This is a genomic window from Pontibacter flavimaris (genome assembly GCF_001907195.1).
GTDB classification, from domain to species: domain Bacteria; phylum Bacteroidota; class Bacteroidia; order Cytophagales; family Hymenobacteraceae; genus Pontibacter; species Pontibacter flavimaris.
On sequence record NZ_LVWA01000005.1, the window covers coordinates 308,935 to 331,434 of the forward strand.

Annotated in this window: 20 protein-coding genes and 3 tRNA genes; 6 read left to right on the forward strand and 17 right to left on the reverse strand. The window is 54.4% G+C overall.

Annotated elements, in window-relative coordinates; genetic code table 11:
- The first annotated feature begins 70 nt into the window (after positions 1 to 70).
- Positions 71 to 577 (forward strand): cupin domain-containing protein, encoded by a 507-nt coding sequence (locus tag A3841_RS09750; protein WP_073852135.1) that lies wholly within the window; start codon positions 71 to 73, stop codon positions 575 to 577.
- Positions 578 to 651: 74 nt separating this feature from the next.
- On the opposite strand, the gene A3841_RS09755 is transcribed toward A3841_RS09750, so the two are convergent.
- The 6 genes from A3841_RS09755 to A3841_RS09780 all read right to left on the reverse strand — a co-directional run bounded on the left by A3841_RS09755 (position 652) and on the right by A3841_RS09780 (position 6,124).
- Positions 652 to 1,710 (reverse strand): SDR family oxidoreductase, encoded by a 1,059-nt coding sequence (locus tag A3841_RS09755; protein WP_073852136.1) that lies wholly within the window; start codon positions 1,708 to 1,710, stop codon positions 652 to 654.
- A 183-nt stretch (positions 1,711 to 1,893) separates the two neighbouring features.
- On the reverse strand, positions 1,894 to 2,481 hold the full coding sequence (locus tag A3841_RS09760) for a hypothetical protein (protein ID WP_073852137.1): 588 nt from the start codon (positions 2,479 to 2,481) through the stop codon (positions 1,894 to 1,896).
- 9 nt (positions 2,482 to 2,490) lie between these two features.
- Complete coding sequence (locus A3841_RS09765) at positions 2,491 to 2,703, reverse strand: hypothetical protein (protein WP_073852138.1); 213 nt, start codon at positions 2,701 to 2,703, stop codon at positions 2,491 to 2,493.
- A gap of 217 nt (positions 2,704 to 2,920) precedes the next feature.
- On the reverse strand, positions 2,921 to 4,246 hold the full coding sequence (locus tag A3841_RS09770) for a toxin-antitoxin system YwqK family antitoxin (RefSeq protein WP_073852139.1): 1,326 nt from the start codon (positions 4,244 to 4,246) through the stop codon (positions 2,921 to 2,923).
- A gap of 34 nt (positions 4,247 to 4,280) precedes the next feature.
- Positions 4,281 to 4,814, reverse strand: coding sequence for a HEAT repeat domain-containing protein (locus A3841_RS09775; protein ID WP_139307930.1), 534 nt, complete (start codon positions 4,812 to 4,814; stop codon positions 4,281 to 4,283).
- Positions 4,815 to 4,939: 125 nt separating this feature from the next.
- Positions 4,940 to 6,124 carry an acetyl-CoA C-acyltransferase gene (locus A3841_RS09780; RefSeq protein ID WP_073852141.1) on the reverse strand — a complete coding sequence of 395 codons (1,185 nt, stop codon included), beginning with the start codon at positions 6,122 to 6,124 and terminating at the stop codon, positions 4,940 to 4,942.
- A 451-nt stretch (positions 6,125 to 6,575) separates the two neighbouring features.
- Here A3841_RS09780 and A3841_RS09785 point away from each other — a divergent pair, with 451 nt between their 5' ends.
- On the forward strand, positions 6,576 to 9,449 hold the full coding sequence (locus tag A3841_RS09785; protein WP_073852142.1) for an alpha/beta hydrolase family protein: 2,874 nt from the start codon (positions 6,576 to 6,578) through the stop codon (positions 9,447 to 9,449).
- Positions 9,450 to 9,961: 512 nt separating this feature from the next.
- Here A3841_RS09785 and A3841_RS09795 read toward each other — a convergent pair.
- Positions 9,962 to 10,450 carry a PaaI family thioesterase gene (locus tag A3841_RS09795; protein ID WP_235861390.1) on the reverse strand — a complete coding sequence of 163 codons (489 nt, stop codon included), beginning with the start codon at positions 10,448 to 10,450 and terminating at the stop codon, positions 9,962 to 9,964.
- A gap of 51 nt (positions 10,451 to 10,501) precedes the next feature.
- On the opposite strand from A3841_RS09795, the gene A3841_RS09800 reads away from it, so the two are divergent.
- Positions 10,502 to 10,891 carry a VOC family protein gene (locus A3841_RS09800; RefSeq protein ID WP_073852145.1) on the forward strand — a complete coding sequence of 130 codons (390 nt, stop codon included), beginning with the start codon at positions 10,502 to 10,504 and terminating at the stop codon, positions 10,889 to 10,891.
- Between the two features lie 46 nt (positions 10,892 to 10,937).
- Here the strand turns inward: A3841_RS09800 and A3841_RS09805 are convergent, their stop codons facing one another.
- The 6 genes from A3841_RS09805 to A3841_RS09830 form a co-directional block, all read right to left on the reverse strand.
- Positions 10,938 to 11,264, reverse strand: coding sequence for a DUF983 domain-containing protein (locus A3841_RS09805; RefSeq protein WP_235861345.1), 327 nt, complete (start codon positions 11,262 to 11,264; stop codon positions 10,938 to 10,940).
- A 165-nt stretch (positions 11,265 to 11,429) separates the two neighbouring features.
- The gene (locus tag A3841_RS09810) at positions 11,430 to 12,068 is read right to left on the reverse strand and encodes an HD domain-containing protein (protein WP_073852147.1); all 639 of its coding nucleotides are present in this window, start codon (positions 12,066 to 12,068) and stop codon (positions 11,430 to 11,432) included.
- A 165-nt stretch (positions 12,069 to 12,233) separates the two neighbouring features.
- Positions 12,234 to 12,743, reverse strand: coding sequence for an acyl-CoA thioesterase (locus A3841_RS09815; protein ID WP_073852148.1), 510 nt, complete (start codon positions 12,741 to 12,743; stop codon positions 12,234 to 12,236).
- Between the two features lie 62 nt (positions 12,744 to 12,805).
- Positions 12,806 to 13,399 (reverse strand): TetR/AcrR family transcriptional regulator, encoded by a 594-nt coding sequence (locus A3841_RS09820; protein ID WP_073852149.1) that lies wholly within the window; start codon positions 13,397 to 13,399, stop codon positions 12,806 to 12,808.
- A gap of 107 nt (positions 13,400 to 13,506) precedes the next feature.
- Entirely contained in the window at positions 13,507 to 14,436 is a 930-nt protein-coding gene (locus A3841_RS09825) for a tetratricopeptide repeat protein (protein ID WP_073852150.1), read from the reverse strand.
- On the reverse strand, positions 14,433 to 15,404 hold the full coding sequence (locus tag A3841_RS09830; protein WP_073852151.1) for a VWA domain-containing protein: 972 nt from the start codon (positions 15,402 to 15,404) through the stop codon (positions 14,433 to 14,435). The genes A3841_RS09825 and A3841_RS09830 overlap by 4 nt, the downstream gene beginning before the upstream one ends.
- A gap of 335 nt (positions 15,405 to 15,739) precedes the next feature.
- On the opposite strand from A3841_RS09830, the gene A3841_RS09835 reads away from it, so the two are divergent.
- The 3 genes from A3841_RS09835 (at position 15,740) to A3841_RS09845 (ending at position 16,168) form a co-directional block, all read left to right on the forward strand.
- Positions 15,740 to 15,826 (forward strand) — tRNA-Ser (locus A3841_RS09835).
- Positions 15,827 to 15,949: 123 nt separating this feature from the next.
- Positions 15,950 to 16,023, forward strand: a tRNA-Pro gene (locus A3841_RS09840).
- A 71-nt stretch (positions 16,024 to 16,094) separates the two neighbouring features.
- A tRNA-Arg gene (locus tag A3841_RS09845) sits at positions 16,095 to 16,168 on the forward strand.
- A 145-nt stretch (positions 16,169 to 16,313) separates the two neighbouring features.
- On the opposite strand, the gene thrC is transcribed toward A3841_RS09845, so the two are convergent.
- The 4 genes from thrC to A3841_RS09865 all read right to left on the reverse strand — a co-directional run bounded on the left by thrC (position 16,314) and on the right by A3841_RS09865 (position 22,478).
- A complete protein-coding gene (gene thrC, locus A3841_RS09850; RefSeq protein ID WP_073852152.1) occupies positions 16,314 to 17,615 on the reverse strand; it encodes a threonine synthase in 1,302 nt (433 codons plus the stop codon).
- A complete protein-coding gene (locus A3841_RS09855; RefSeq protein WP_073852153.1) occupies positions 17,615 to 18,568 on the reverse strand; it encodes a homoserine kinase in 954 nt (317 codons plus the stop codon). The genes thrC and A3841_RS09855 overlap by 1 nt, the downstream gene beginning before the upstream one ends.
- 18 nt (positions 18,569 to 18,586) lie before the next feature.
- Positions 18,587 to 21,037, reverse strand: coding sequence for a bifunctional aspartate kinase/homoserine dehydrogenase I (gene thrA, locus A3841_RS09860; protein ID WP_073852154.1), 2,451 nt, complete (start codon positions 21,035 to 21,037; stop codon positions 18,587 to 18,589).
- A gap of 736 nt (positions 21,038 to 21,773) precedes the next feature.
- The gene (locus A3841_RS09865) at positions 21,774 to 22,478 is read right to left on the reverse strand and encodes a FadR/GntR family transcriptional regulator (RefSeq protein WP_073852155.1); all 705 of its coding nucleotides are present in this window, start codon (positions 22,476 to 22,478) and stop codon (positions 21,774 to 21,776) included.
- Positions 22,479 to 22,500 lie beyond the last annotated feature (22 nt).

Consider the following 22,500-nt stretch of genomic DNA (forward strand, 5'->3'; position numbering starts at 1 on the left):
GTTTATTCCGTATTGCTATATTTAATTCTTGAAACGATTTGAACACCAATACAGAAACTATAGAGAAGACATGGCGTCAGAAACAGAAATGAAGGAAAAGCTTTTCGGGGAATTGGAGCAGGAGCTGCAGGCACAGGGATTTAGCATAGACAAGCAGGACCGCACCCGCCCGTGGGGTGGCTTTTTTGTGATAGACGAGGCGCAGGCACAGCGGTTTGCAGACACTTACTTTAACGGTATGTCGGTAGATGACCTGAAGATATCCGGCAAGCTGAGCCCGAAGATTTTGGTGGTGGCACCGGAGAAAAGGCTGTCATGGCAGTACCACCACCGCAGAGCCGAGATCTGGCGTGCCGTAAAAGGCACGGTGGCCGTGGTTACCAGCAACACCGATGAGGAGGGCGAGCAGAAAGTACTGCAGCCCGGCGACCAGATTAAGCTGCAGCAAGGGGAGCGCCACCGCTTGGTGGGCCTGCGCGACTGGGGCGTGCTGGCCGAGATCTGGCAGCACACCGACGCCGCACGGCCATCCGACGAGGACGACATTGTGCGGGTGCAGGACGACTTCGGCCGTTAAGAGTTATACTTTTTCAGCAAAAGGAAAGGCCGCTACTGGTAAGGTAGCGGCCTTTTTTGTTTCTAAAGGTATACTTATATCTCAAAGTTCAGCACGTCCTCCTCATCCCTTGCCCACTTCCTGGAAAGTATACTGCCCAGCACCAGTGCCCCGATGGCCAGTGCACCCGTCAGCACTTCCTGGCGGTGCAGGCTCAGCCATACTTGCGGACTGCTGTAAGTGGCCTGGTCGTCGAAGGTGCCGTGGGCGCCGTGGTCGCCGGGCAGCGGCGCATACAGGTTGTTCTGGCGGTTCGGATCCTCGGGCTCGTCTGTCTGCTGTCCTTTAAAGCCGTCGTGGGCAAGTACCAGGTCGGCATACCAGGGCGCAATTTTGTTGCCGATGATCGCTTTCAGGGTAGGGTAGCCCACGCGGTACTCGCGGCGCTCGTTTTCGGCAGCATACACGATCACCTCGGCTGCCACCTCCGGCTGGAAGATAGTGCCCATCGGGCGGGGTTTGTTCGGCAGACGCGATTTTACGAACATAAACTGGGTGGTGTTCATGGCGGGCAGCTGCACCATGGTGATCTTCACGTTGCTCTTGTCGTGTATCAGTTCGGTGCGCAGCGAGTCGTAGAAGCCCTGGATGGCGTGCTTGGCGCCGCAGTACGCCGACTGCAGCGGAATACCCCGGTACGCCAGCGCCGATCCCACCAGCACGATGGAGCCGCGGTCGCGGGGCAGCATGCGCTTGAGGGCGGAGAGGGTGCCGTACACCTGGCCCAGGTAAGTTACATCGGTTACGCGCTTGTAGTCATCCGGCTCCATTTTCTTTACGGGGCTGAAAACGCTGTTCATGGCGTTGTTCACCCATACATCAATCTCGCCCAGTTCCTGCTCAATCCTGGCGGCGGCAGCCTCCACGGCCTGGGCGTCCGCCACATCCACTTGCACATACACGGCCCTGCGGCCCATTTGCTCCACCTCGCGTTTGGCGCCTTCCAGCCCCTCCACGCCACGGGCCAGCAAGCCTACATCATAGCCCTGTTTAGCGAACTCGCGGGCGCAGGCACGGCCCAGGCCTGCCGAGGCTCCGGTTATGACAGCCACACCCTTGCGGGCGCCGCTGTGTTTGTTTTCATCAGTTGTCATCTTGTATCGCTTAAATTTACACGTTGCTTTTGCTGATGTTACGCCTGCTTATCCATCATAGTTATGGAAGGGGTGGTGCCGGTGCCTCTAAAACAGAAAAGCACCCTGTTGTGGGTGCTTTCCTGTTTTAGCCTCCGTGTGGGGAGCCTGTTTTATGCTTTTTTATACTTTGCAAAGTATAAACTACTGCAGCAGCGCTTCCTCTATGCGCTTTACTTCCTGTCGCTGGCGCTCCACGATCTCCCGCATCTGCCTTACTTTTTCCTCCGCCTGCGTCACCTTCTCTATTTTCACCCGGGCCTCTTCAGCCGAAATTTCGCGCGCCTCTTCCTGCTTTTTTATCTTTTCCTTTGCCTGCGCTATTTTGTCTTCGTTGCCTCTGATCTGGTCTTCCTGGGATTTAATCTTTTGCTCGGCCTCCTGCTTTTTCAGCTCAGCAGCGGCTTTCGCCTCGGCAGCACGCTGCTGACCAAACTCCTTGCCGCTCAGCTCGCCTTTGTTTTTACCATAGGCATTGCCGTCGTTCCGGGTTTCTTCGGCACTGGCTTCGTTCTCTTCCTCTTTCACTTCCCGGCCTCTTTGCCGGGCTTCCTCCGTGTGCTCGTCTGTTTTTTCGGCTTTTTGCTGGCGGCCTTTCTCCTGGGCATCCTCGCCTTTCTGTGCTGCTTTTTCCTCTTTTTTCTGCTGCCCTTTACCTTGTCCCTGGCCTTGTGCCAGCGCTACGGAGCATACGGCAAAGGCTGCCAGGGCTAGTGTGATGATCTTTTTCATAGGATGCGCTTAAATATCGTTTAACAATGAATCCACCTCATGCTGAATGGAGTCTATTTCAGCCTCTGAGGTCTGTACCATTTCCTCCAGTTGCGGCGTGGCCTGTTCTATGGCGGCGGCCTGCTCGGCTGTTACCTCGGTTGTCTCTGTTGTTTGTTCTGTGCTTTCGGAGCAGGCCAGCGTTAACGCCAGCAAGGGGAGTAAAAAAATGCTTTTCTTCATGTGGTGTGTGTTTGATGTTTTGTACTTAAGGGTTATGTGCCTCTCTGTTAATGGCTGCCAGGGCCTCTGTAAAAGTATAATCCCTTACCGGACTTGTATAAAACTAAGGAACGCTGCTATTAGGGATACTGCACTGCTAAATATAGGTAAATAAAAGTATAGCAAACATAAAAGCACCCAGGTGCAGGTGCTTTTTACTTAGGAGTGCGGTTTATACTTACTTCTCTTTTTCCTCCATTACCTGGCCGTTGCGGTAGAGGCGGGTCTTAACAACTTTGCCTTCGGGATTGTGGTACTTCCAGGTGCCGGTCTCGCGGTTATTGCGGAACTGGCCCAGCACCTCCGTTTTGCCGTCCTCAAAGTATGATTTGTATGGCCCGAAGCGCAGGCCGCCCTTGTGGTTGGTCTCCGACTTTACCTTGCCGGAAGGATAGTACGTATAGCTCGCACCTACGATTTTACCATTCTCATACACCTGCTTCTCCTGCACCTGCCCGTTGTCGTGGTACGTCAGGCGCTCGCCGGTAAGCAGGTTGTCCTTGTAGTTCTCGCTGAGGCTCATTTTCTTGCCTGGGGCATCAAAGTATACTTTCCAGTTGCCGTGCTTTTTCTTGTCCTTCAGCTGCTCCTCGGCCTGCAGGTTGCCGCTCGGGTAATAGCGCAGGGTTTTCACAGCAGAGCCGTTGCCGCTGCTGGTGATCTCCTCCTTCAGCTTTCCATCCTCATAGAAGTACTGCGCCGTGCCGTTTATCTCCCCGTTCTTATAGTTGATCACGCTGCGCGGTTTGCCGCTCTCGAAGTATGATTTGGCCGGGCCGTGCATTTTGCCGGCCACAAACTGGCCCTCGGTGCTGAGCTTGCCGCTGCGGTAGTAGCTTTTGTAGGTGCCCTGCTTCTCGCCGGCTACGTTTTGTACCTCGGTTTCTACCTGGCCGTTGTCGTAGAAGGTTTTGTAGGAGCCCTGCAGCATACCGTTGCTGTAGCTGGCCTCGGTTTCAGGGTTTCCGTTGGGATAATAGGTTTTGGCCGGGCCGTTCTGCTTGCTGTTGCGGTACGTCATCTCCGACTTGAGCTTGCCCGAAGGGTAGTACTCGCGCATCACTCCCTCCGGAGAGCCGTTCACAAATTCCGTTTCTTTCTGCAGCGTGCCGTCCGGGAAATAGGTTTTGAAGAGTTTGCTCTGCCTGTCGTTCTCAAAGAAGCCTTCCTGCAGCAGTTTGCCGTCCGGCCGGTAGGCTTTAAATGGGCCCTGTTTTACATCCTGCTGATACGTGACCTGCAGTTTGGGCTGCCCGCTCGGGTAGAACTCGGTGTACACGCTGTCCTTCTTGCCCGCCACAAACTTGATCAGCGCCTCGCGCTCGCCGGTAGGGTAGTAGCGGTTGTAATAGCCCACGATGGCGGAGTCGGGAGTGATAAAATATTCTTCCTTAATTTGGGTGAAGCTCTCGTCGTGGTAGGTAACGACTTTCTGCTGGCCCTGCCCGAAAGCCAAGGAGCTGAGAAGTAGGGAAGCAGATAAGAGTGAAAGCAATTTCGCCATAAGTAGTAAGACTGTCTGGTAATAAGGTATCAGGTTATACTTTCTTTTTGATGATCTCTTTTGATACCAGCCTTAAGAACGGGTCAGTATCCTTTAGAAATTTTTGAGCCAGTTCAACTGCTTTTTGATGATTGACTTTACCCAGACTTAGCAAAGCCCTCCTTTTTATATACTTATCGTCGTTGCGGATAATCAGATTAACAAGGAGCTGCTCCCCGTTCTCCACCTCAGCATTTCCAAGCAGTTCGGCAATCTGCCATATGGCCTGTGGCTGGTTTGAATTAATTACCTTTTTAACGAACCGCAGTTTGCTCTCCAGTTTCTCCTCAATGATCTCCCGGACTTTTTCAGATTCATTGTCTATGGCAAGGGCATAAACGAGCTGCTGGGCCAGGTCGTGGTTGAATTCCGTATTAAGCTGCGCAACCGCTTCATGTGCTGCCTTATATAGCGTTTCCCATTCCGTATACGCGGCTTCCCACTCTCCCAGTCCCCTGTTTTCAGGGTAAGTCTCTGGCGTCATACCTGCCCATTCCCAGAATTTAGCTAGCTCGGTCTCTAATGACATGGGTTCTTTAGAATTGGTAAACATCAAAATGACAGGAAACGATTTACGACACGGGGCAAAGTATAAAAAAGAAGCCTTACGCGCTTAACGTAAGGCCTCCTGCAAATTATGTGCCCAAGGGCAATTTATACTTTCTCAATCACGATGGCAGAGGCGCCGCCGCCGCCGTTGCAGATACCGGTCACGCCGATCTTGCCGCCCTTCTTATCCAGCACGTTGCAAAGCGTTGTGACGATACGCGCACCGGAGGCTCCCAGCGGGTGGCCCAGCGACACGGCGCCGCCAAACACGTTCACGTTGCCGCCTTCCAATCCGAGCTTCTGGTTATTGGCGATGGACACCACCGAGAAAGCTTCGTTGATCTCGTAGAAATCCACCTCTTCGGGAGATACGCCGGCGTTTTTCAGCGCCTTCGGGATGGCCAGGGATGGGGTAGTGGTGAACCAGATCGGATCCTGCTCGGCATCGGCAAAGCCAAGAATCCTGGCGATTGGCTTCACGCCCAACTCCTCGGCCTTCTCCTTGCTCATGAGCACCAGCGCCGCGGCACCGTCGTTCAGGGTGGAGGCGTTGGCGGCCGTTACCGTCCCGGCCTTATCAAACACAGGTTTCAGGCCCGGGATCTTCTCAAAGCTCACTTTCCTGAACTCCTCGTCCTCCGTTACCACGATCGGATCCTTGCCGCGCTGCGGAACTTCCACCGGCACGATCTCGTCTTTCAGCAGCCCGGCCTCTGCGGCCTCGGCCACTTTCTTATAGGAGCTGATGGCGTACTCGTCCTGCATCTCGCGCGTGATCTTCATCTCGCGGGCCGTATTCTCGGCAGCGTTGCCCATATGGAAGTCGTTGTACACGTCCCACAAACCGTCTTTCATCAGACCGTCGATCATCTGGCCGTGGCCCAACTTGGCACCGAAACGGGCTTTGTCGAGGTAGTAAGGCACGTTGCTCATACTTTCCATGCCGCCCGCCACGATCACATCCTTATGGCCCAGCATGATGGCCTGCGCCGCGAACATTATGGCCTTTGAACCGGAGGCGCATACTTTGTTGATGGTCGTGCACTCTACCTCATGGCCCAGTCCGGCAAAAATAGCCGCCTGGCGGGCAGGGGCCTGGCCCACGTTGGCCGACAGCACGTTGCCCATGATCACTTCCTGCACTTCTTTTTTATCCACGCCGGCTTTCTCCAGGGCTCCCTTGATAGCCGCCGCGCCAAGTTGGGTAGCAGACACGCTGGCCAGAGCTCCACCGAAAGAGCCGATGGGAGTACGAACCGCCGAAATGATATATACTTCTTTAGTTTGCATAGTTTTGATTTACTTTATTGGGTTTCGTTGTGAAGTTACAGTGATTTGCGCTCAAAACCAAACGGGCGTTAGCTATCCGGAAAGACCCCGCAGCGTGCCCAGCTCCTGCGAGTGTCTGGCTGTTATAGTTGCTTGTTGCGTAGCTGGCAAGGTGCCGGCCGGAATGAAAAATACCGCATAACGTTACGTAAAAGTATAAACGCCGGCTTTAGGCAAGTATAACCGCAAAACAAAGCAAGAGATCACGCGCTACCAGAACACGATTTTCAACCTCTCTAAATTTTTAACTCTCTAACTCCCCAACTCCTAAACTCCCCAACTCCCAAACTCTCTAACCCCTTTAAACCTCCGGCAGCTTTAGGTGTCTAAGCCCAACAGCGGCTGTACTTTTGGCAGTTTATGCTTATCTTTATTCGCAACGCATACCTACTTACCAACCTTTTCACCCAACATGAAGAAATTTTTATGCCTGGCTGTAGTCTTTGGCGCGACGCTGCTGCAGGCCGAGGCGCAACAGCAAACAGCTAAAAAAACGCTTACCCACGAGGTGTACGACAGCTGGAATGGATTGAGCGGGGACAGGATCTCCAACAACGGCCAATTCGTGCTCTACAGCATCGACCCGCAGGAGGGCGACGGCGACCTCTACATCCGCAGCATGGCAAACAAGGCCACAGCTAAGTATAACCGCGGTTCCAAAGCCAGCTTCAGCAACGACAGCCGCTTTGCCATTTTCCAGATAAAGCCGGAGCACCAGAAAGTACGCGCCCTGAAGCTGAAGAAGAAAAAAGGCGATGACCTGCCCAAGGACTCCCTGGCCATAGTGAAGCTGGCGGACATGAGCGTGGTGAAGGTGCCGCGTGTGCAGTCGTACAAGCTGCCGAAGGAGGGGAGCGGCTGGCTGGCCTACCACCTGGAAAAACCGCTGCCGGAGAAGAAGGAGGCTAAGAAAGACACTACCGCAGCAGGCGCGGAAAAAGCCGGGGAAAAGAAATCAACCCTAAAGAAAAACAAGGACGCCAAGGGCACCGACCTGGTGCTGCGCAACCTCAGCACGGGGCAGGAGCACCGCTTCCCGCGTGTGGTGGATTATATTTTCTCGGAGCAGGGCAACATGCTCTACTTCGTGAAGGATGAGCTGGACTCGCTGCACCAGGCCGGGGTATTCGCCTTCAGCACTTCCGAGCTGAAGGAAATGCCGATCGATACGGGCCTGGTCACCTACAAAGGCATCAGCGCCGACAAGGCCGGAAACCAACTGGCCTACGTAGCCACCGCCGACACGCTGAAAGCCGATATCCGCTACTTCAGCCTGAACTACTGGAACACCAAATCCCGCGAAAGCCAGGTACTGGCCGACACGGTGGCCAAAGGCATGCCGCAGGACTGGATGGTGAGCGAGCACGGCAGCCTGATGTTCTCCGAGGATGGTAAGCGCCTGTTCTTCGGCACGTTCCCGCGCCCGGTGCGCTACGAGAAAGACACCACACAGCTGGAGGAAGACAAGGTGAGCCTGGATATCTGGACCTATAAAGACCCGCTCATCCAGCCCATGCAGCTCAAGCAGAACGACCGCACGCTGAAGCGCTCTTTCCTGGCCATGTACGATCTGAAAGGCGAGAAAATGCAGCAGCTGGCCACCCTGGAGATGCCGGATGTGTACCTGGATGCCTACAAAACAGGCGATGTGGCGCTGGGCGTGAGCGACGAGAAGTATAAAATCACGATCGGGTACGACACCCCCACCCGCAAGGATGCTTACCTGATCGACCTGAAGAAAGGAACGACCAAACAGGTGCTCACGGAGTCGAGGGGCAACCCGCGCCTCTCGCCGATGGGCAAGTATGTATACTGGTACGAGCCGGTGGACAGCAGCTGGCACGCCATGAGCACCAGGGGAGGCGCCAACATCAACCTGACCAAAAAAGTAGATGTGGCCTTCTATGATGAAGATTTCGATATGCCGATGCTGCCGGACGACTATGGTTTTGGCGGCTGGGTAGAGAACGACAGCCACCTGCTGGTGTACGACAGGCACGATATCTGGAAGCTGGACCCATCGGGCAAAAAGGCCCCTGTGAACCTGACGGATACCTATGGACGCCAGAACAACCTGCGCCTGCGCTACGAGAAGCTGGACCCGGAGGAGAAGTTTATACCTGCCAACGCCGAGCTGTACCTGAGCGGTTTTAACACCCTAACCAAGGCTGACGGCTACTACAAGGAGTACGTAAACAAAGACGCGAAGCCGGAGCAACTTATCAGTTCCGATCATGGTTATTCTTCGCTGAGCAAAGCGAAGGACGACAAGCTGGTTACCTTCCGCCGCGGCGATTTCAGGAACTACAACGACCTGTATACTTCGGACCTGAACTTTGCCAACGTGGAGAGACTGACGGATGCCAACCCGCAGGCCGCGGAGTATAAGTGGGGCACGGTGGAGCTGGTGAACTGGAAGTCCACGGACGGTATTCCGCTGCAGGGCCTGCTCTACAAGCCCGAAAATTTCGACCCGAATAAGAAGTACCCGATGATGGTATACTTTTATGAGCGCTCCTCAGACGGCATACACAACCACCGCGTGCCGGCGCCAAGTGCGTCCACCATCAATATTCCGCTGTTTGTGAGCAACGATTACCTGGTGTTCGTGCCGGACATCGTTTACCAGGATGGCTACCCGGGCGAGAGCGCCATGGACTGCATTATACCAGGTGTACAAATGCTGGTGCAGCAGGGCTTTGTGGATGACAAAAACATGGCGCTGCAGGGCCAGAGCTGGGGCGGTTACCAGATCGCTTACATGGTTACCCGCACGAATTTGTTTAAGGCTGCCATGGCCGGCGCGCCGGTTTCCAACATGACGAGTGCCTATGGCGGCATCCGCTGGGGCACTGGCCTGAGCCGCCAGTTCCAGTACGAGCGCACGCAGAGCCGCATCGGCGGTACGCTGTGGGAGAAACCGATGCAGTTCATCGAGAATTCGCCGCTCTTCTTTGCCGACCGCGTGCAGACGCCGCTGCTGATCATGCACAATGACAACGACGGTGCCGTGCCGTGGTACCAGGGCATTGAGTACTTTATGGCACTGCGCCGCCTGAACAAGCCTGTCTGGATGCTGGTGTACAACGGCGAGGAGCACAACCTGATGCAGCGCAAGAACCGCAAGGACCTGTCGGTGCGCCTGTCGCAGTTCTTTGACCACTACCTGAAAGGAGCTCCGGCCCCGAAATGGATGGAGCAGGGCGTGCCATCGGTTATCAAAGGCAAAGACTACGGCCTGGAGCTGGTACGGGAGCCTGAGGTAGCCGGAGAGGCAAAGGAGTAATATTTATACTTTAGGTAAATGAGAAACGGGAGCAGGTTATACTTGCTCCCGTTTTTTTATGTTAGTCTGAAGTATGATTTTATACTTTGGAGGATCATTCTTTACACAGCCCTCGCCCGCCTCTGGTGCGTGCGCTTTCCCAAAGCCTTAGGCCAGGCCGCTTCGGTTTATACTTTATACTTGAATTTATACTTTCTTTCCCAAGTTTCGATTTACTCATGCAGTGCAGGTGTAAACCCACCCCTAACCCCTCTGAGGAGGGGAATCACCTACTCTTTTGCAATATTCCCCTCCTGGGAGAGGCAGGGGTGGGTTAATCGCAATTTGAGTTTTATACTTGCAGCGTAACGTGGCGAGACGCCACTTGATAACTCACGCGCGCCGGAGGCGGGCGAGGGCACTAAGCCAAAGTATGATTTCATACTTTCTAACCTTTTAACTTTCTAACTACAAAGACGCAAGGTATTACGTCTTTACCACTCCCAAACTCTCTAACTCTCCAACTCTCTAACTTAAACGTATCCCTGCAGGCTCTCCAGCGGTTGGGTAGTGCGCACAAACTGGCCGGTGCCGAAGGCAACTTCTTTGCCGCGTTCGTTGTAAAGCGTGGCTTCCGCAATAAACAGGTTCTTGCTTTGGGAGCGCAGGGTACCCACCGCTTTCAACTCTCCGCCGGCTACGGGGCGCACCAGGTTCAGTTGGAAAGAGGCGGTGACGATAAATACATCACGCACCACGGAGGCCACGGCAAAATAGGCAGCATCATCGAGCAGCTTAAAGTATACCGCGCCATGCAGGGCATTGGCCCCATGGAAGTATTTGTCCTGAACCGGTAAGGTGATCTCGGCGCGGCTGTGGCTAACCTGTATGCTGCTGCCACTGAACAGCTCCTGTACTTTTGCCTGCTGGTAAAGCCGCTCCAGCCGCTGGTAATGTTCCTGGTGTTGCATGTGGCAAGTATAAGTATAAATCTGAGGAGAGGGAAGTATAAACTGCTGCATCTGCCGCAAAAATCTATACTTTCGCAGGCATCAACCTGACATCATAAACCGATGAAGTATAAGTATGGCGTGGGGATAAACCACCTGGAGTTTTGGGTGAAGGACCTGGAGGAGTCGCTTGCCTTTTACAGAGAACTGTTTCCGCTGATCGGGTGGTATGAACTGAATAAAACCTCCTTTAGCTGCGGCCTGCATGAAGTATACTTTAAGCAGATGCCGGTGCAGCTGCACGATAGCCTGGGGGTGCGCCACATTTATTTCCATGCGCCCAGCCGCGAGGTGGTGGATAGGGTGGGAGCGTGGCTGCAAAGTATAAACGCCGACATCATCCGGGGGCCGCAACCCATGCTGCAGTATACGCCCGAGTACTACACGGTAGATTTCCGCGATCCAAACGGTTTTGTGCTGGAGGTGGCCTTCACCCCGGACATTAAATTATAAGAAAACCAGCCATGCGATGCCAAGGCATCAGGTACACCAGAAGCGTTTATTGACACTGTGCCGAGGCAGCTACATCCTTGTCGTAGTGCACGAAAAAGTTAAACCAGATCGCCCGCGACATCCGGAAAATGAACGGGTAGAAAAGCAGCAGCGTAACAATCAGGGAGCCCAGGAACCATGGCATGGTCACCTCCTCCAGCAGCACGTTCAGGGCAACCAGGATCGCGATCAGCATGCCCGTGGTGATGCCGTAGCTCACGTACATGGCACCGTAGTAAAAGCCCGGCTCGGGCTCGTAGCGTTGGTGGCAGCAGGGGCACTCTTCAGGCATTTCGCTGAACCTGGTGTAGCTCCAGCCCTTATGGATGAACAAATCTCCCTTGTGGCATCTGGGGCACTTGTAATTCAGGATACTGTAGAGTTTTGAGCCTTGGCTTAGCATGGAAATCCCTCCTTCCGTTTGTTAAGACAAAGGTACTCATTTCCACTACGAAATGCATGGCAAAAATGCGGTGCTGCGTGTTGCAGGTACGTTGGTTTAGACGGCGATCTGTGGTTTGGATATGAGCCGCTGCTTTACGGCAGCCACGCTTATGCCGGCCGTCTCCATCTTCTGCACCGCCTGTGCCTCTATCAGTTCCTTCAGCTGGTGCAGGCAAGCGTCGAACTCGGTGTGCTGGCCCATCAGGAAAACAGACTCCTGCTCCACCTCCAGCCAGGTGCTGATATCGGCGTTGTTGTGCTGTAGGCGCACCTCTAGTTTGTCCAGGGCATTGGCCACGCGGGCCTCATAGGTAAGCTTATCCTCAAACTCATGCCAGAGCTCATACACGTGCTGGCCCAGGCCGTTGCCCAAGGTATGGCGCAGGTTCTCGATGGCCTGCAGCTCTCGCCGACGCTTCTGTTCCTTTAGCTCAGGGGTGTTCACCTCAAATGCCGGCACATCGCCAGCCTCCGCTTCCACCAGGTCGTGGATGATGACCATCTTCAGGGTGCGGGCCACCTCTATCTCGTGGTCCAGGTAAGGCTCCAGCAGCACCACCATCAGCGACATGCGCCAGGTATGCTCGGCCACGCTCTCCTGCCGGCCGTTGGAGAGCCAGCTGTGGCGCAGTTCATACTTCAGTTTCTCGGCAAGGTTCAGCACCTCCAGCACCTGTCTCAGTTGCTCTTTCATAGTTGTATAGGTAGTAAGGGATTGTTTGGATGGATCAGGTGGGCGAAGGTTTAATTCCTACCTGTGTATTCCTGAAAATTAAACAACCCCGAGCGGGCAAAGTTCAGCAGGAAAGGCAGCTGAATGCTTTGGCGCGGGGAGCGCCAGGCTGGCTTTCGGTTTTGCTTATACTTCCACGGAAGACGATCGCAGCTCCTTTACGCGCTGTTCAAAATACTGGTCAGGCCTTCCGTTCCCTATCACGGCGGCGGCCCGGAACAGCTCCATCAGCTGCGGCTCATGGCTGGCCTTTACGGACTTGCGCACATTCAGGTACGCAAAACGTAACCATACCACCGCCTTTACGCGGCCTATGTCAGGGTCCAGCATCATCCCCTCCATAAACAAGTCGGATTCGGTAAACCAGCGCAGGTTGGTCCGGACGATGACTTCTTCGTTCATTTTTACTTCCTGCAGATAGGCTACCTGGCTGGACGCTACCACCCACACATTGCCGGTTTGCTGCATGTGGGCGTAAATATCCAGCTGATAATTGTCCCGAAGCTGATCCTCCCGGGCGTTCATGAAATAATCGATGTAGCGGCCGTTGTTCAGGTGCCCGAAGGGGTCGCAGTCCTCAAAACGGATGCGGGCCTTGCTCTCCAGTTGCTTGGCGATACTTGTTGCTTCTTGCATAGGTGTAGGTATTAAGTGGTGTAACTATAAAAGACCGATCGGTTTGTATTTGGGCAAAAAAATTATACTTCCAGTTCCTGTTGTATGAGTTGCTGCAGGTGGCCGAGCACGGTGTGCAGGTACTTTACCTCCCCGTAGGCTTTCGACACCATCACGCCACCCTCAATCATACTTACAAAAAGTATGGCGAAACGCTCCGCATCCGCATCCGTCCTGAATTCCCCCTGGGCCATGCCCAGCCGCACGATGTTGGCAACCGACTTGTGCAGTTTGTTCAGCACCCTCACCACACCGGCCCTAAGAAGCGGGTTGGTGTCGTCAGCCTCTACCGAAGTGTTCAGTACGGGGCAGCCTCCCTGGATGGGTGGGGCGTACAAGTATGTTTTGTAGAAGGCAAGGAGCGCCTCCAGCTTTTTTGTGGCAGAAGTATGAGGCGTGATGCTGTCGCTGAGTAGTTGCAGCAGGAGAGCAGCCGCGTGCTCAAAAGCCTGCAGGGCAATCTCCTCTTTACTCTCGAAGTGGCCGTAGATTCCGCCCTTGGTGAGCCCGGTAGCCGCCATGATATCCTGCATCGAGGTGCCGGCGTATCCTTTCTGGTTAAAAAGGTGGGCCGATTTCTCTACAATCAGTTGCCGTGTCCGGTCTGCCTTGCTCATGGGTGGTGCTTATACTTTATACTTTGGCAAACGTAAAATACACCGATTGGTTTGTAATAAGCAAGAGGGGATAAAAGAAATCAGCAGAAGTACCTCCACCTCCATACTTACCAATCCGGCTTGCCGGGTTCTGGCTCGCGGGTCGGCTTTTTGGGGAGCTGCTGTATGTACTGCAGTTCGGCATTGCGCATGGCATCAAGCAAGATCCTGGCTTTCTCGGGGCTCATGTTGGCCTGGCGCAGCCTGGCGCGTCGCATCTGCGCCTGCTGGTCCTCCTCCGACACCTCCTCCGAACTGCCCCTGTGCTGCTGGCCGCTCTTATCGAAAAGGTTGTTGAACTGCAATCCCTCTGTGTCGCCATTTGCCTCACCAGCGGCCTTCTCCCGCTCCTGGTCTCCCTGCTGCTCTTCGCTGCGCCCCGCTTGCTGTTGCTGGCCATCCTGGCCTGGCGATGGCTTGTCGGTTTCCTGCTGTTCGCCTTGCTCGTCGGGTTTCTTCTTGGGCTGCGGCTCCAGGTCCTCCTCTGCGGGCGGCGGTTGTTGCTCCTGCTCAGCGGTGGACTGTTGCTCCGGTGCTTCCTGTTCCTCGGCGGCCTCGGGGTGCAGTGTCAGAAATTTTTTCAGGAGCTCAAAATTATACCGGGCCGCGTCGTTGCCGGGCTCCGCCACCAAGGCCAGTTTGTAGAGCGAGAGGGCCCGTTTATACTTCTTCTGCTTCGTGTGGATATTGCCCAGTTGCAGGTGCGCCAGCGCGCGCAGGTGCGGCGTGGGGTGGTCGGCCAGGTACTGGTAGGCAGCGGTTGCCTGTTGCAGCAGGCCCGCCTGGTAATAGGAGTGGGCCAGGTTCAGGCGCAGCTGGTCATCATCCACCTCCAGGTCATCCAGCAGGAAATTGTAGGAAGCGATGGCCTCGATATAGTCTTTGCGATGATAGGCCGTGGCCGCCTCTTCGGCATGCTGGTTAATGCGCGTGATGATGGATATGCCGCCGCTAAAAAGGCTGGCGAGAAGTATGGCTGCCATGGCTATCGCCTTCATATCCGGATAAGTTTAATGGTGATCAGGATATCGAGCAGGATCAGGAACAGCGCCAGCGCCAGGGGGTAAATATACTTATTGGCCGTCACGTCTATGGTCTTGCTCTCGCGCAGCTCCCCCTCAATTTTATTGATGGTGCTGATGAGCTTGCTCACCTCGCTCACCCGCCCGTTCACCTCAAAGTATGTTCCGCCGGTCAGTTCCGCCAATTGCACCAGGGGTTCGGGATTTAAGCGGGAGATCACCTCGTTGCCCTCGCTGTCTGTTTTGTAGGCCTGTTCCACGGGTATGCGGCCGCCATCGGTGGTTCCGATCCCCAGCGTATAAACCCGGATGTTCTCCTCCCGAAGCTGCTCCGCCAGTTCCTTTACGTCGCCGCCAAAATCCTCACCGTCGCTTATCAGCACCAGCACCCGTGCCTTTTGCTCCTCCTCGGTGGTATTAGACTTTTGTCGTAGCTTGTCCAGCGCCAGTTGCAGCACCGGGGCATAATCGGTGCCGGAGTGGGGGAGCAGGCCGGTGCGGAGCGTTTGGGTATGCAGCAGCAGGGCGTTCTGGTCGAAGGTGAGGGGGCTTTGTATATAGGCCTCGTTGGAGAAGACTATCAAGCCGATGCGATCGGAGTTGAAGCGGCTGATGAGACGCTGCGTGACGTGTTTTGCCTGCTCCAGCCGTGAGGGCTGCACATCCGCAACGTTCATGGACTGGGAGAGGTCCACAGCGACATAGAGGTCTTTGCCAATGGTCCGGATCTCTTTTTTCATAGCCCCAAAAGAGGGGCCAAGTATGGCGATGATGAGCAGAAAGAGGTAGAGGTGGCGCAGCAGGAACTTAAACCAAACCTGGTGAGGCCGCTGTTTAAAAAACAGCGCCACCCTGCGCACACGCAGCAGATAGCCCACGTACAGCACAAAAAAAGTTGCGCCGAACAGGATCTCCAGTAAGGTAAGGGTTTGGTACCAGGTCATGTTACATAAGCAAGCGGCGCTGCTCCACGCATGCCGGCCGCAAATATACTAAACCTCAGCCATACTCTGGCAGGCGGCAGCGCAGCGCAAACCAACGTATAAACAAGTTTAAAAGGGCTCACTTTCCCAACGCTGTGGGCTTTGCCGCAAGTATAAACCGGGTGCTGGTAATTTTTTTTGATACTCTGCCTGCAAGAAGCTTTGCTGTATCAAGGAGTTAGCTTTTAGCCGGGCAGTGGGTGTTAAATGTTTGACAGGAATTTTAGGGCAGGGTATTGCGTTGTACAGATCGATGTAGTATGTTTGCAGTCTCTTAAGCAGTAAGGGATTTCCACGGAGAGGTGGGTGAGTGGCTTAAACCAGCAGTTTGCTAAACTGCCGTACTGGTAACGGTACCGGGGGTTCGAATCCCCCCTTCTCCGCTGTAAGATGACGATGAAAAAAAGTTAAAAAAAGCTTTTGCAATCTGAAATCTTCACTTACCTTTGCATCGCAATCAGATAAAACAGTTTAAACAACGGCTAGTCTGAAAGCGAAAAATAGTTCGGGGTGTAGCGTAGCCCGGTATCGCGCCACATTTGGGATGTGGAGGTCGTAGGTTCGAATCCTGCCACCCCGACTAAAAAATTTCGGAAGAGATTCCGAAATTTTTTGTTTAAAGGGTAGAGCAACGCTCTCCCGACGAACGCTGGTCTCGTAGCTCAGCTGGATAGAGCAACTGCCTTCTAAGCAGTAGGTCTTAGGTTCGAATCCTAACGGGATCACTTAAAAAAAGCCCTTATAAGTATAAACTTATAAGGGCTTTTTTGTTTACAGGCAACACCTCTCGATTCGCCTCTTACGCAAGGACAACACTGCCCACATTCACCACGAAATCGAAAAGGTAATCACCATAGATTTAAATCCGGCTTAGGCCTGGGAAAGTATAGCTTTCAACTCTTCAAACCTGTTCTGCATCGGCACGATGTGCTCCTGCTTTTCCGAAAACTCCTGTAGCCTGGCCGGGATGGAAATGGCTTCACCCAGCGTAGCTTCCATCACTTCCCTGAATTTGGCCGGATGCGCTGTTTCCAGAAAGACGGCAATGGCAGGTTCCGGGGCTTCGGCCAGGAATTTCCTGGCTCCGCTATAGGCCACCGCTCCGTGCGGGTCCAGCAGGTAGCCGTGCTGACGGTACACCTCCCGTATGGTTTTCCGGGTTTCCTCATCTGTAAAAGTATAGCCAGCGATGCGGCGGCGGAACTGCTCAAGCTCCCCTCCAAATAAGGCTTCCATGCGCGCGAAGTTGCTGGGGCTGCCCACGTCCATGGCGTTGCTGATGGTCTGCACCGATGACCTGGGAGAGTACAGGCCGGTTTGCAGGTACTGCGGCACGACATTGTTGGCGTTGGTGGCGGCCACAAAGCGGTGTACCGGCAGGCCCATGGCGGCAGCCAGTAGCCCACCGGTCAGGTTGCCGAAGTTGCCGCTGGGCACGCTGAACACGATGGGTTTGCCCTGCTGCTGCAGCTGTCCATACGCATAAAAGTAATAGAACGACTGCGGGATGAGCCGGGCAATGTTGATGCTGTTGGCCGAGGTAATCCGGCCTTGCCGGTTCAGCTCTTTATCTGCCAGGGCCTGTTTGGCTAATTGCTGGCAGTCGTCGAAGGTGCCTTCTACCTCAATGGCCGTGATGTTATCGCCCCACGTGGTCAGTTGTTTCTGCTGCAACGGGCTTACCTTCCCTTTTGGAAAAAGAATGTATACCTGTATACCCGGCACGTTGTGAAAACCAGCGGCCACCGCGCTACCCGTGTCGCCAGAGGTAGCCACGATCACCTTCATCTCTCCGCTTTTGTCTTGGGTGAAGTAGGCCATCAGGCGCGACATAAAGCGGGCTCCCACATCCTTGAACGCCATCGTGGGGCCGTGGAACAGCTCCAGGCTGTAAACATCCTTTTCCACTTCCACCAGCGGGATCTCAAAGTTCAGGGTTTCCTCCACCAAGGGTTTAAGTACATGCGCAGGAACATCTTCCAGCAGAAAAGCGGATGCTACCGTGAAGGCTATTTCCGGCAGGGACAGCTGGTGTAGTTGCTCAAAAAAAGAAGCCGGGAGCACAGGTATAGACGCGGGCATGTATAAACCCCCATCCTCGGCCAGCCCCTTTAACACGGCCTGTTTCAGAGGTACGGAAGTGGTTTGTTGGCTAGTGCTGCTGAAATGCATTATTCTTTGGTTGAAACGGGTTGAACGTATTTTACTACTGGCCCCTGCAGGTTGATCTCCGATACAAAGACAGTACTGCCAATGCCCGCCTCGGTGAGTTTTGCCTCCAGGGCAACTGTCACGTTATGGGCAACGGCCTTGTTGCTGCACAACGCAAACACGGAAGGACCCGAGCCGGATATGCCGAAGCCGAGCGCCTGCTGCTCCAGCGCTAGCTGGCGCAGTTCAGCAAAGCAGGGAATGAGCATGGCGCGCATCGGCTCGATCACCACATCCTGCATGCTCCGGCTGATCAGGCTAAGATCGTTGGTGCAGAAGCCTGCCACCAGTCCTGCCACGTTACCCCATTGCGTCACGGCATCCCGGAGCGGTACGTGCGTCTTCAGGATCTGCCTTGCCTCTCGTGTCGGGATCTCCACATGCGGGTACACCAGCGCGCAGGCCAGCCCGTGTGGCACCGGCAGCCGGACCACATCCAGTGGGTTGTAGCTGCGTACCAGCACCAGGCCACCCAGCAGGGCAGGGGCCACATTATCGGCGTGGGCGTTGCCACAGGCCAGTCTTTCCCCTTCCATGGCGAAAGGCAGGAGCTGTTCTCTTGTCAGGGGCTGGCCCATCAGCTCATTGATCGCTACCAGGCCGGCCACAGCACTGGCAGAACTGGAGCCCAGGCCGCTGCCAAAGGGCATATTTTTGTACAGCTCTATACTTACTCCCTGCGCAATACCTAGATGCCGGAGGTAATCGATCACCACAGCGCTCACCGTGTTCTTTTCGGGTTCGCGGGGCAGCCGGCCCTCGTCTCCCTCCAGCACATCCAGCGTCACCTGGCTGCTGTCGTTCAGGTGCATGATCACTTCATCACCTGGCGCATTTACGGCAAGGCCCAGTACATCATAGCCGCAGCTCAGGTTGGCTACGGTGGCCGGTGCAAATACTTTTATTGATCTCATAATTGAATATCATTTTAGTTAATGGGCTGCCACCCGGACCAGATCTGCCAGCACGCCAGCCGCAGTTACCTCGGCTCCCGCTCCGGGTCCTTTGATCACCATCGGGTTGAGGCGATAGCGGTCGGTGGTAAAGGAGATGATGTTGTCGCTGCCGGAAAGGCTGTAGAAGGGATGCTGAGGACCAGCCATGACCAGCTCTACCTTTACCTTCCCTTCCTCCAGCGAACCAATGTAGCGCAGCGCCTTTCCTGTGGCAGTAGCCTCTTCTTTCAACCGGGAAAAGTATGGCTCCGATTTCTCCAGCTCCTGGTAAAAAGCCTCTACCGTGGGGGCCGCAATGCAACTCTCCGGAAGGATGGGCTCTATCTGCACATCCTGCAGCTCTACCGGCAACCCTGTTTCGCGGGCCAGGATCAGCATTTTCCGGGCGAAGTCCAGCCCGCTGAGGTCATCGCGCGGGTCTGGCTCGGTAAAGCCTTTCTGCTGTGCCTCCCGCACTACTTCTGCAAACGTTCTGTCGCCTTTGTACTCGTTGAAAATGTAAGAGATGGTGCCGGAAAGTATGGCTTCGATCTTCAGCACCTGGTCTCCGCTGATGAGCAGGTCGTGCAGCGTCTTGATGATCGGCAGCCCCGCACCAACGTTCGTCTCAAAGAGGTAGTCCACGCCATACTTGCGTACTGCCTGCTTGTCTTTGTAGTAGTCAGAAAAGGTGCCGCAGTTGCGGATCTTGTTGCAGGTCACCACTGAAAAGCTTTGCTTAAACAGTTGCCTGTAAGTACCAGCCACATCGGCGCTGCCTGTATTGTCGATAAAGACGGAGTTGGGCAGGTTGAGCGATACCGCCTGTTCCAGGAAACGCTCCAGGCTGGCCTGCTCCCCATGTTCCACGAGCTCATCCTGCCAGTCTTTCAGGCTGATGCCGTCGCGGTTCCAGAGCATACTTCTGCTGTTGCATACCCCTACCAAGTTAACCTTCAGGTGCCGGCTGGCCTGCAAGTGCTCCTGGTGCTGCTCCAACTGCCTAAGCAATGTAGCGCCGATGTTGCCGGTGCCGCAGCAGTACACGTTCAGCGTTTTCAGAGGTGACAGAAACAGCGCATCATGCACGGAGTTAAGTGCCTTGGAGATATCTTCACTGCTCACCACCACCGAAATATTAAGTTCGGAGGAGCCCTGTGCAATAGCGCTTACGTTCACGCCGCTGCGCCCGAGGGCACTGAAGAGCTTGCCCGATAAGCCGATAGCCTGTTTCATGTTCTCGCCAACCACTGCCATCACGCTGTACCCTTCCTCAACGGAAGGTGGGGAAAGCTTACCCGCCAGCAATTCATACCTGAACTCCGCTTCGAGGGCCTTTCTGGCAACAGGGGCATCCTTTGGCGATACAGCCAGCGTGATACTGTGCTCCGAGCTGGCCTGTGTGATCAGGATGACGTTAACACCTACCTGCGCCAGGGCGCTGAACAGCCGGCCGCTAAAGCCCTTGTACCCCACCATCCCGCCACCCTGTACAGTCAGTAGGCTTACAGCAGGTATGGAGGTGATGCCCTTCACCAACGAGCCATTCACGGAGGACTGCGCACCGATGGCGGTTCCTGCAAAGGATGGGTTGAAGGTGTTTTTCACCACGATCGGGATCTTACGGGCAATGGCCGGAAGCATGGTAGGCGGGTGCACCACCTTGGCGCCAAAGTAAGACAGCTCGATGGCCTCGTTGTAAGACAGCTGTTTGAGCGGGAAAGCCTTTTTTACCAGCCGTGGATCTGCTGTCATAAAGCCGTCCACATCGGTCCAGATCTGTACTTCGTCGGCGCCCACGGCGGCACCTACCAGGGCGGCAGTATAATCGGAGCCGCCGCGGCCCAGAGTAGTGGTGTTGCCCTGGTGGTCGGAGGCGATAAATCCTGTGATAACCGGTATTGCCCCGCTAAGTTGGCTGAAGTACGCCCGCACCAACTCATATGTGCGCGCCTCATCAACGGTGACTCTGCCGTAATTGCTGTCTGTTTTGATAAGTTGCCTGGCATCGGCAAAAACCGCATTGACGCCGTGTTGCCTCAGCACATGCGCCACCGTATAGTTAGAGCACAGTTCGCCGTAGGCAACCAGCCGGTCGCTGGTTCGTGGAGAGGCTTCTCCCAATGCTTTTATCCCAGCCAGGATTTCCTCCAGTTCATTAAAGTATAGCCGGAGACCCAGCAAGGCAATGTTCTGATGCTTTACCTCCAGCAATTCCTTTACAAGCTCAAAGTGGCGGTCCTCAATCGTTTTCAGCCCGGTTCCAAACTCTTTTCCTGCCGCTGCCTCCGTCACAAGCTGCAGCAGCGTGTTGGTTACGCCACTCAGGGCGGAGCAAACCAGGGCAACTGGCTCGCCTCTTTGTTGTTGCTCTTTTACTAGTTGCACCAGTGTGCTGATCGACTGCGCCGAGCCAACCGAGGTGCCTCCGAATTTCAGGATTTTCATGTTGTACAGGGGTTAAAACAAAAAAGCCTTCCCCGTTTCTGAGGAAGGCTTTTTTGCAGTTTATGATATGGTTATTTTAACTCATACTGCTGTCATATTCTTTTCCCCATGTGCAATAGCCTGTTGTGCCGGTAATCGTAATGATCCCGGTGGTCGTATTGGTAATGGTAGAAAACAGGTGGTTGCTCATAGGTTGCATGATGGCAAAGTAAGGCCTTTTTAATTATATTCCAATAAAGATGTTTTTTTATTCCGATTAAGGCCCGAAGTATAAGGCGATGCTATGGCTTAAGCAGGGAAGCAGCAGGTATGGGCGAGCTGAGATGGCAGCAGCTAATGTACCTGGCTGATGCTGTTCAGGCATATAGGCTGCTGCCTTGCTATACTTTTGGCCTGTATCCGGCTGAATGATACCACGAAAGGCCGGCTTTTATACTTTAAGTATGCTTTTTAAGCGCCCTCCCTGCTTTTGTGCAGAGACGGTCGGTTCCCTGACTATAAGGGAAAGTAGTGAGCTATTGGGAGTGCCGTGTCAGACAGCATTGACTGTCTGACATTTCATACTTAGTTGCCTGGCTTTATAAAACTCCACGTGCAACAAAGCGCAGCGAGGGGTAAGGAGAACCAGACGAAGCATCAGACAAAGTACCCCCGCAAAGTATCCCTAGCATCTTTGCAGGGATTCCGGTACTTAAGTAAAGTGGGTGGTGGAGGAGAGACCAGGCTCCGTGCCATGCTACCCGGCCATAAGCCGCGCAAAGTGGTTATCCAGGTGGTTGCGCATGCCGTTGCGGAGCATCTCAGCAGAGCCATGCTCAATGATATCCACCAGCCCTTTGTGCGAGACAAACTTACGGACCGGAACATCCATGTTCAGAAGGCCGCTGCGGTTTACGTAATCGAAAACCGGCAACAGCATGCTCTGGAATTTCTTCAGGGTGGTGTTGCCGGATATTTCGTAGAGCTTGCCGTGGAAGGCGATCTCATGCTGCACCTGAAAAAGCGTGGAGTCGGAGAGATCCGGCTCATTGGCCACAATTTCCTTCAGCTCCTCAATATCCTCCTTTGTAACACGCTCCATAATAAAGTCCGCCATTCCGATCTCCAGTACCAGACGCAGCTCGAAAACGTCGCGCAGGGTTGCGTTATCGAGCACTTGGGGAATCAGGCGCTTCTCCAGCATAGCCAGCAGGTCGGGGCTGGTTATAATAGCCCCACGGTGCTTTTTAGATTCGATCAGGCCCATCAGGCGCAGGCGCAGCAGGGCTTCGCGTATCACGGTGCGGCTCACGCCTAAGGTAGACGACAGCTCCATCTCTGTGGGTATGGCGTCGCCCACCTTCAGGTTTTGCTGCACTAATAACTCCAGCAGGTTTGTCTCCACCTTGTCCACAAGCGAGCTTGTATCGATAGTCTTTATTTTATGAAAGGCATTTCCCATTCTGTTATGTATTACTTATCAA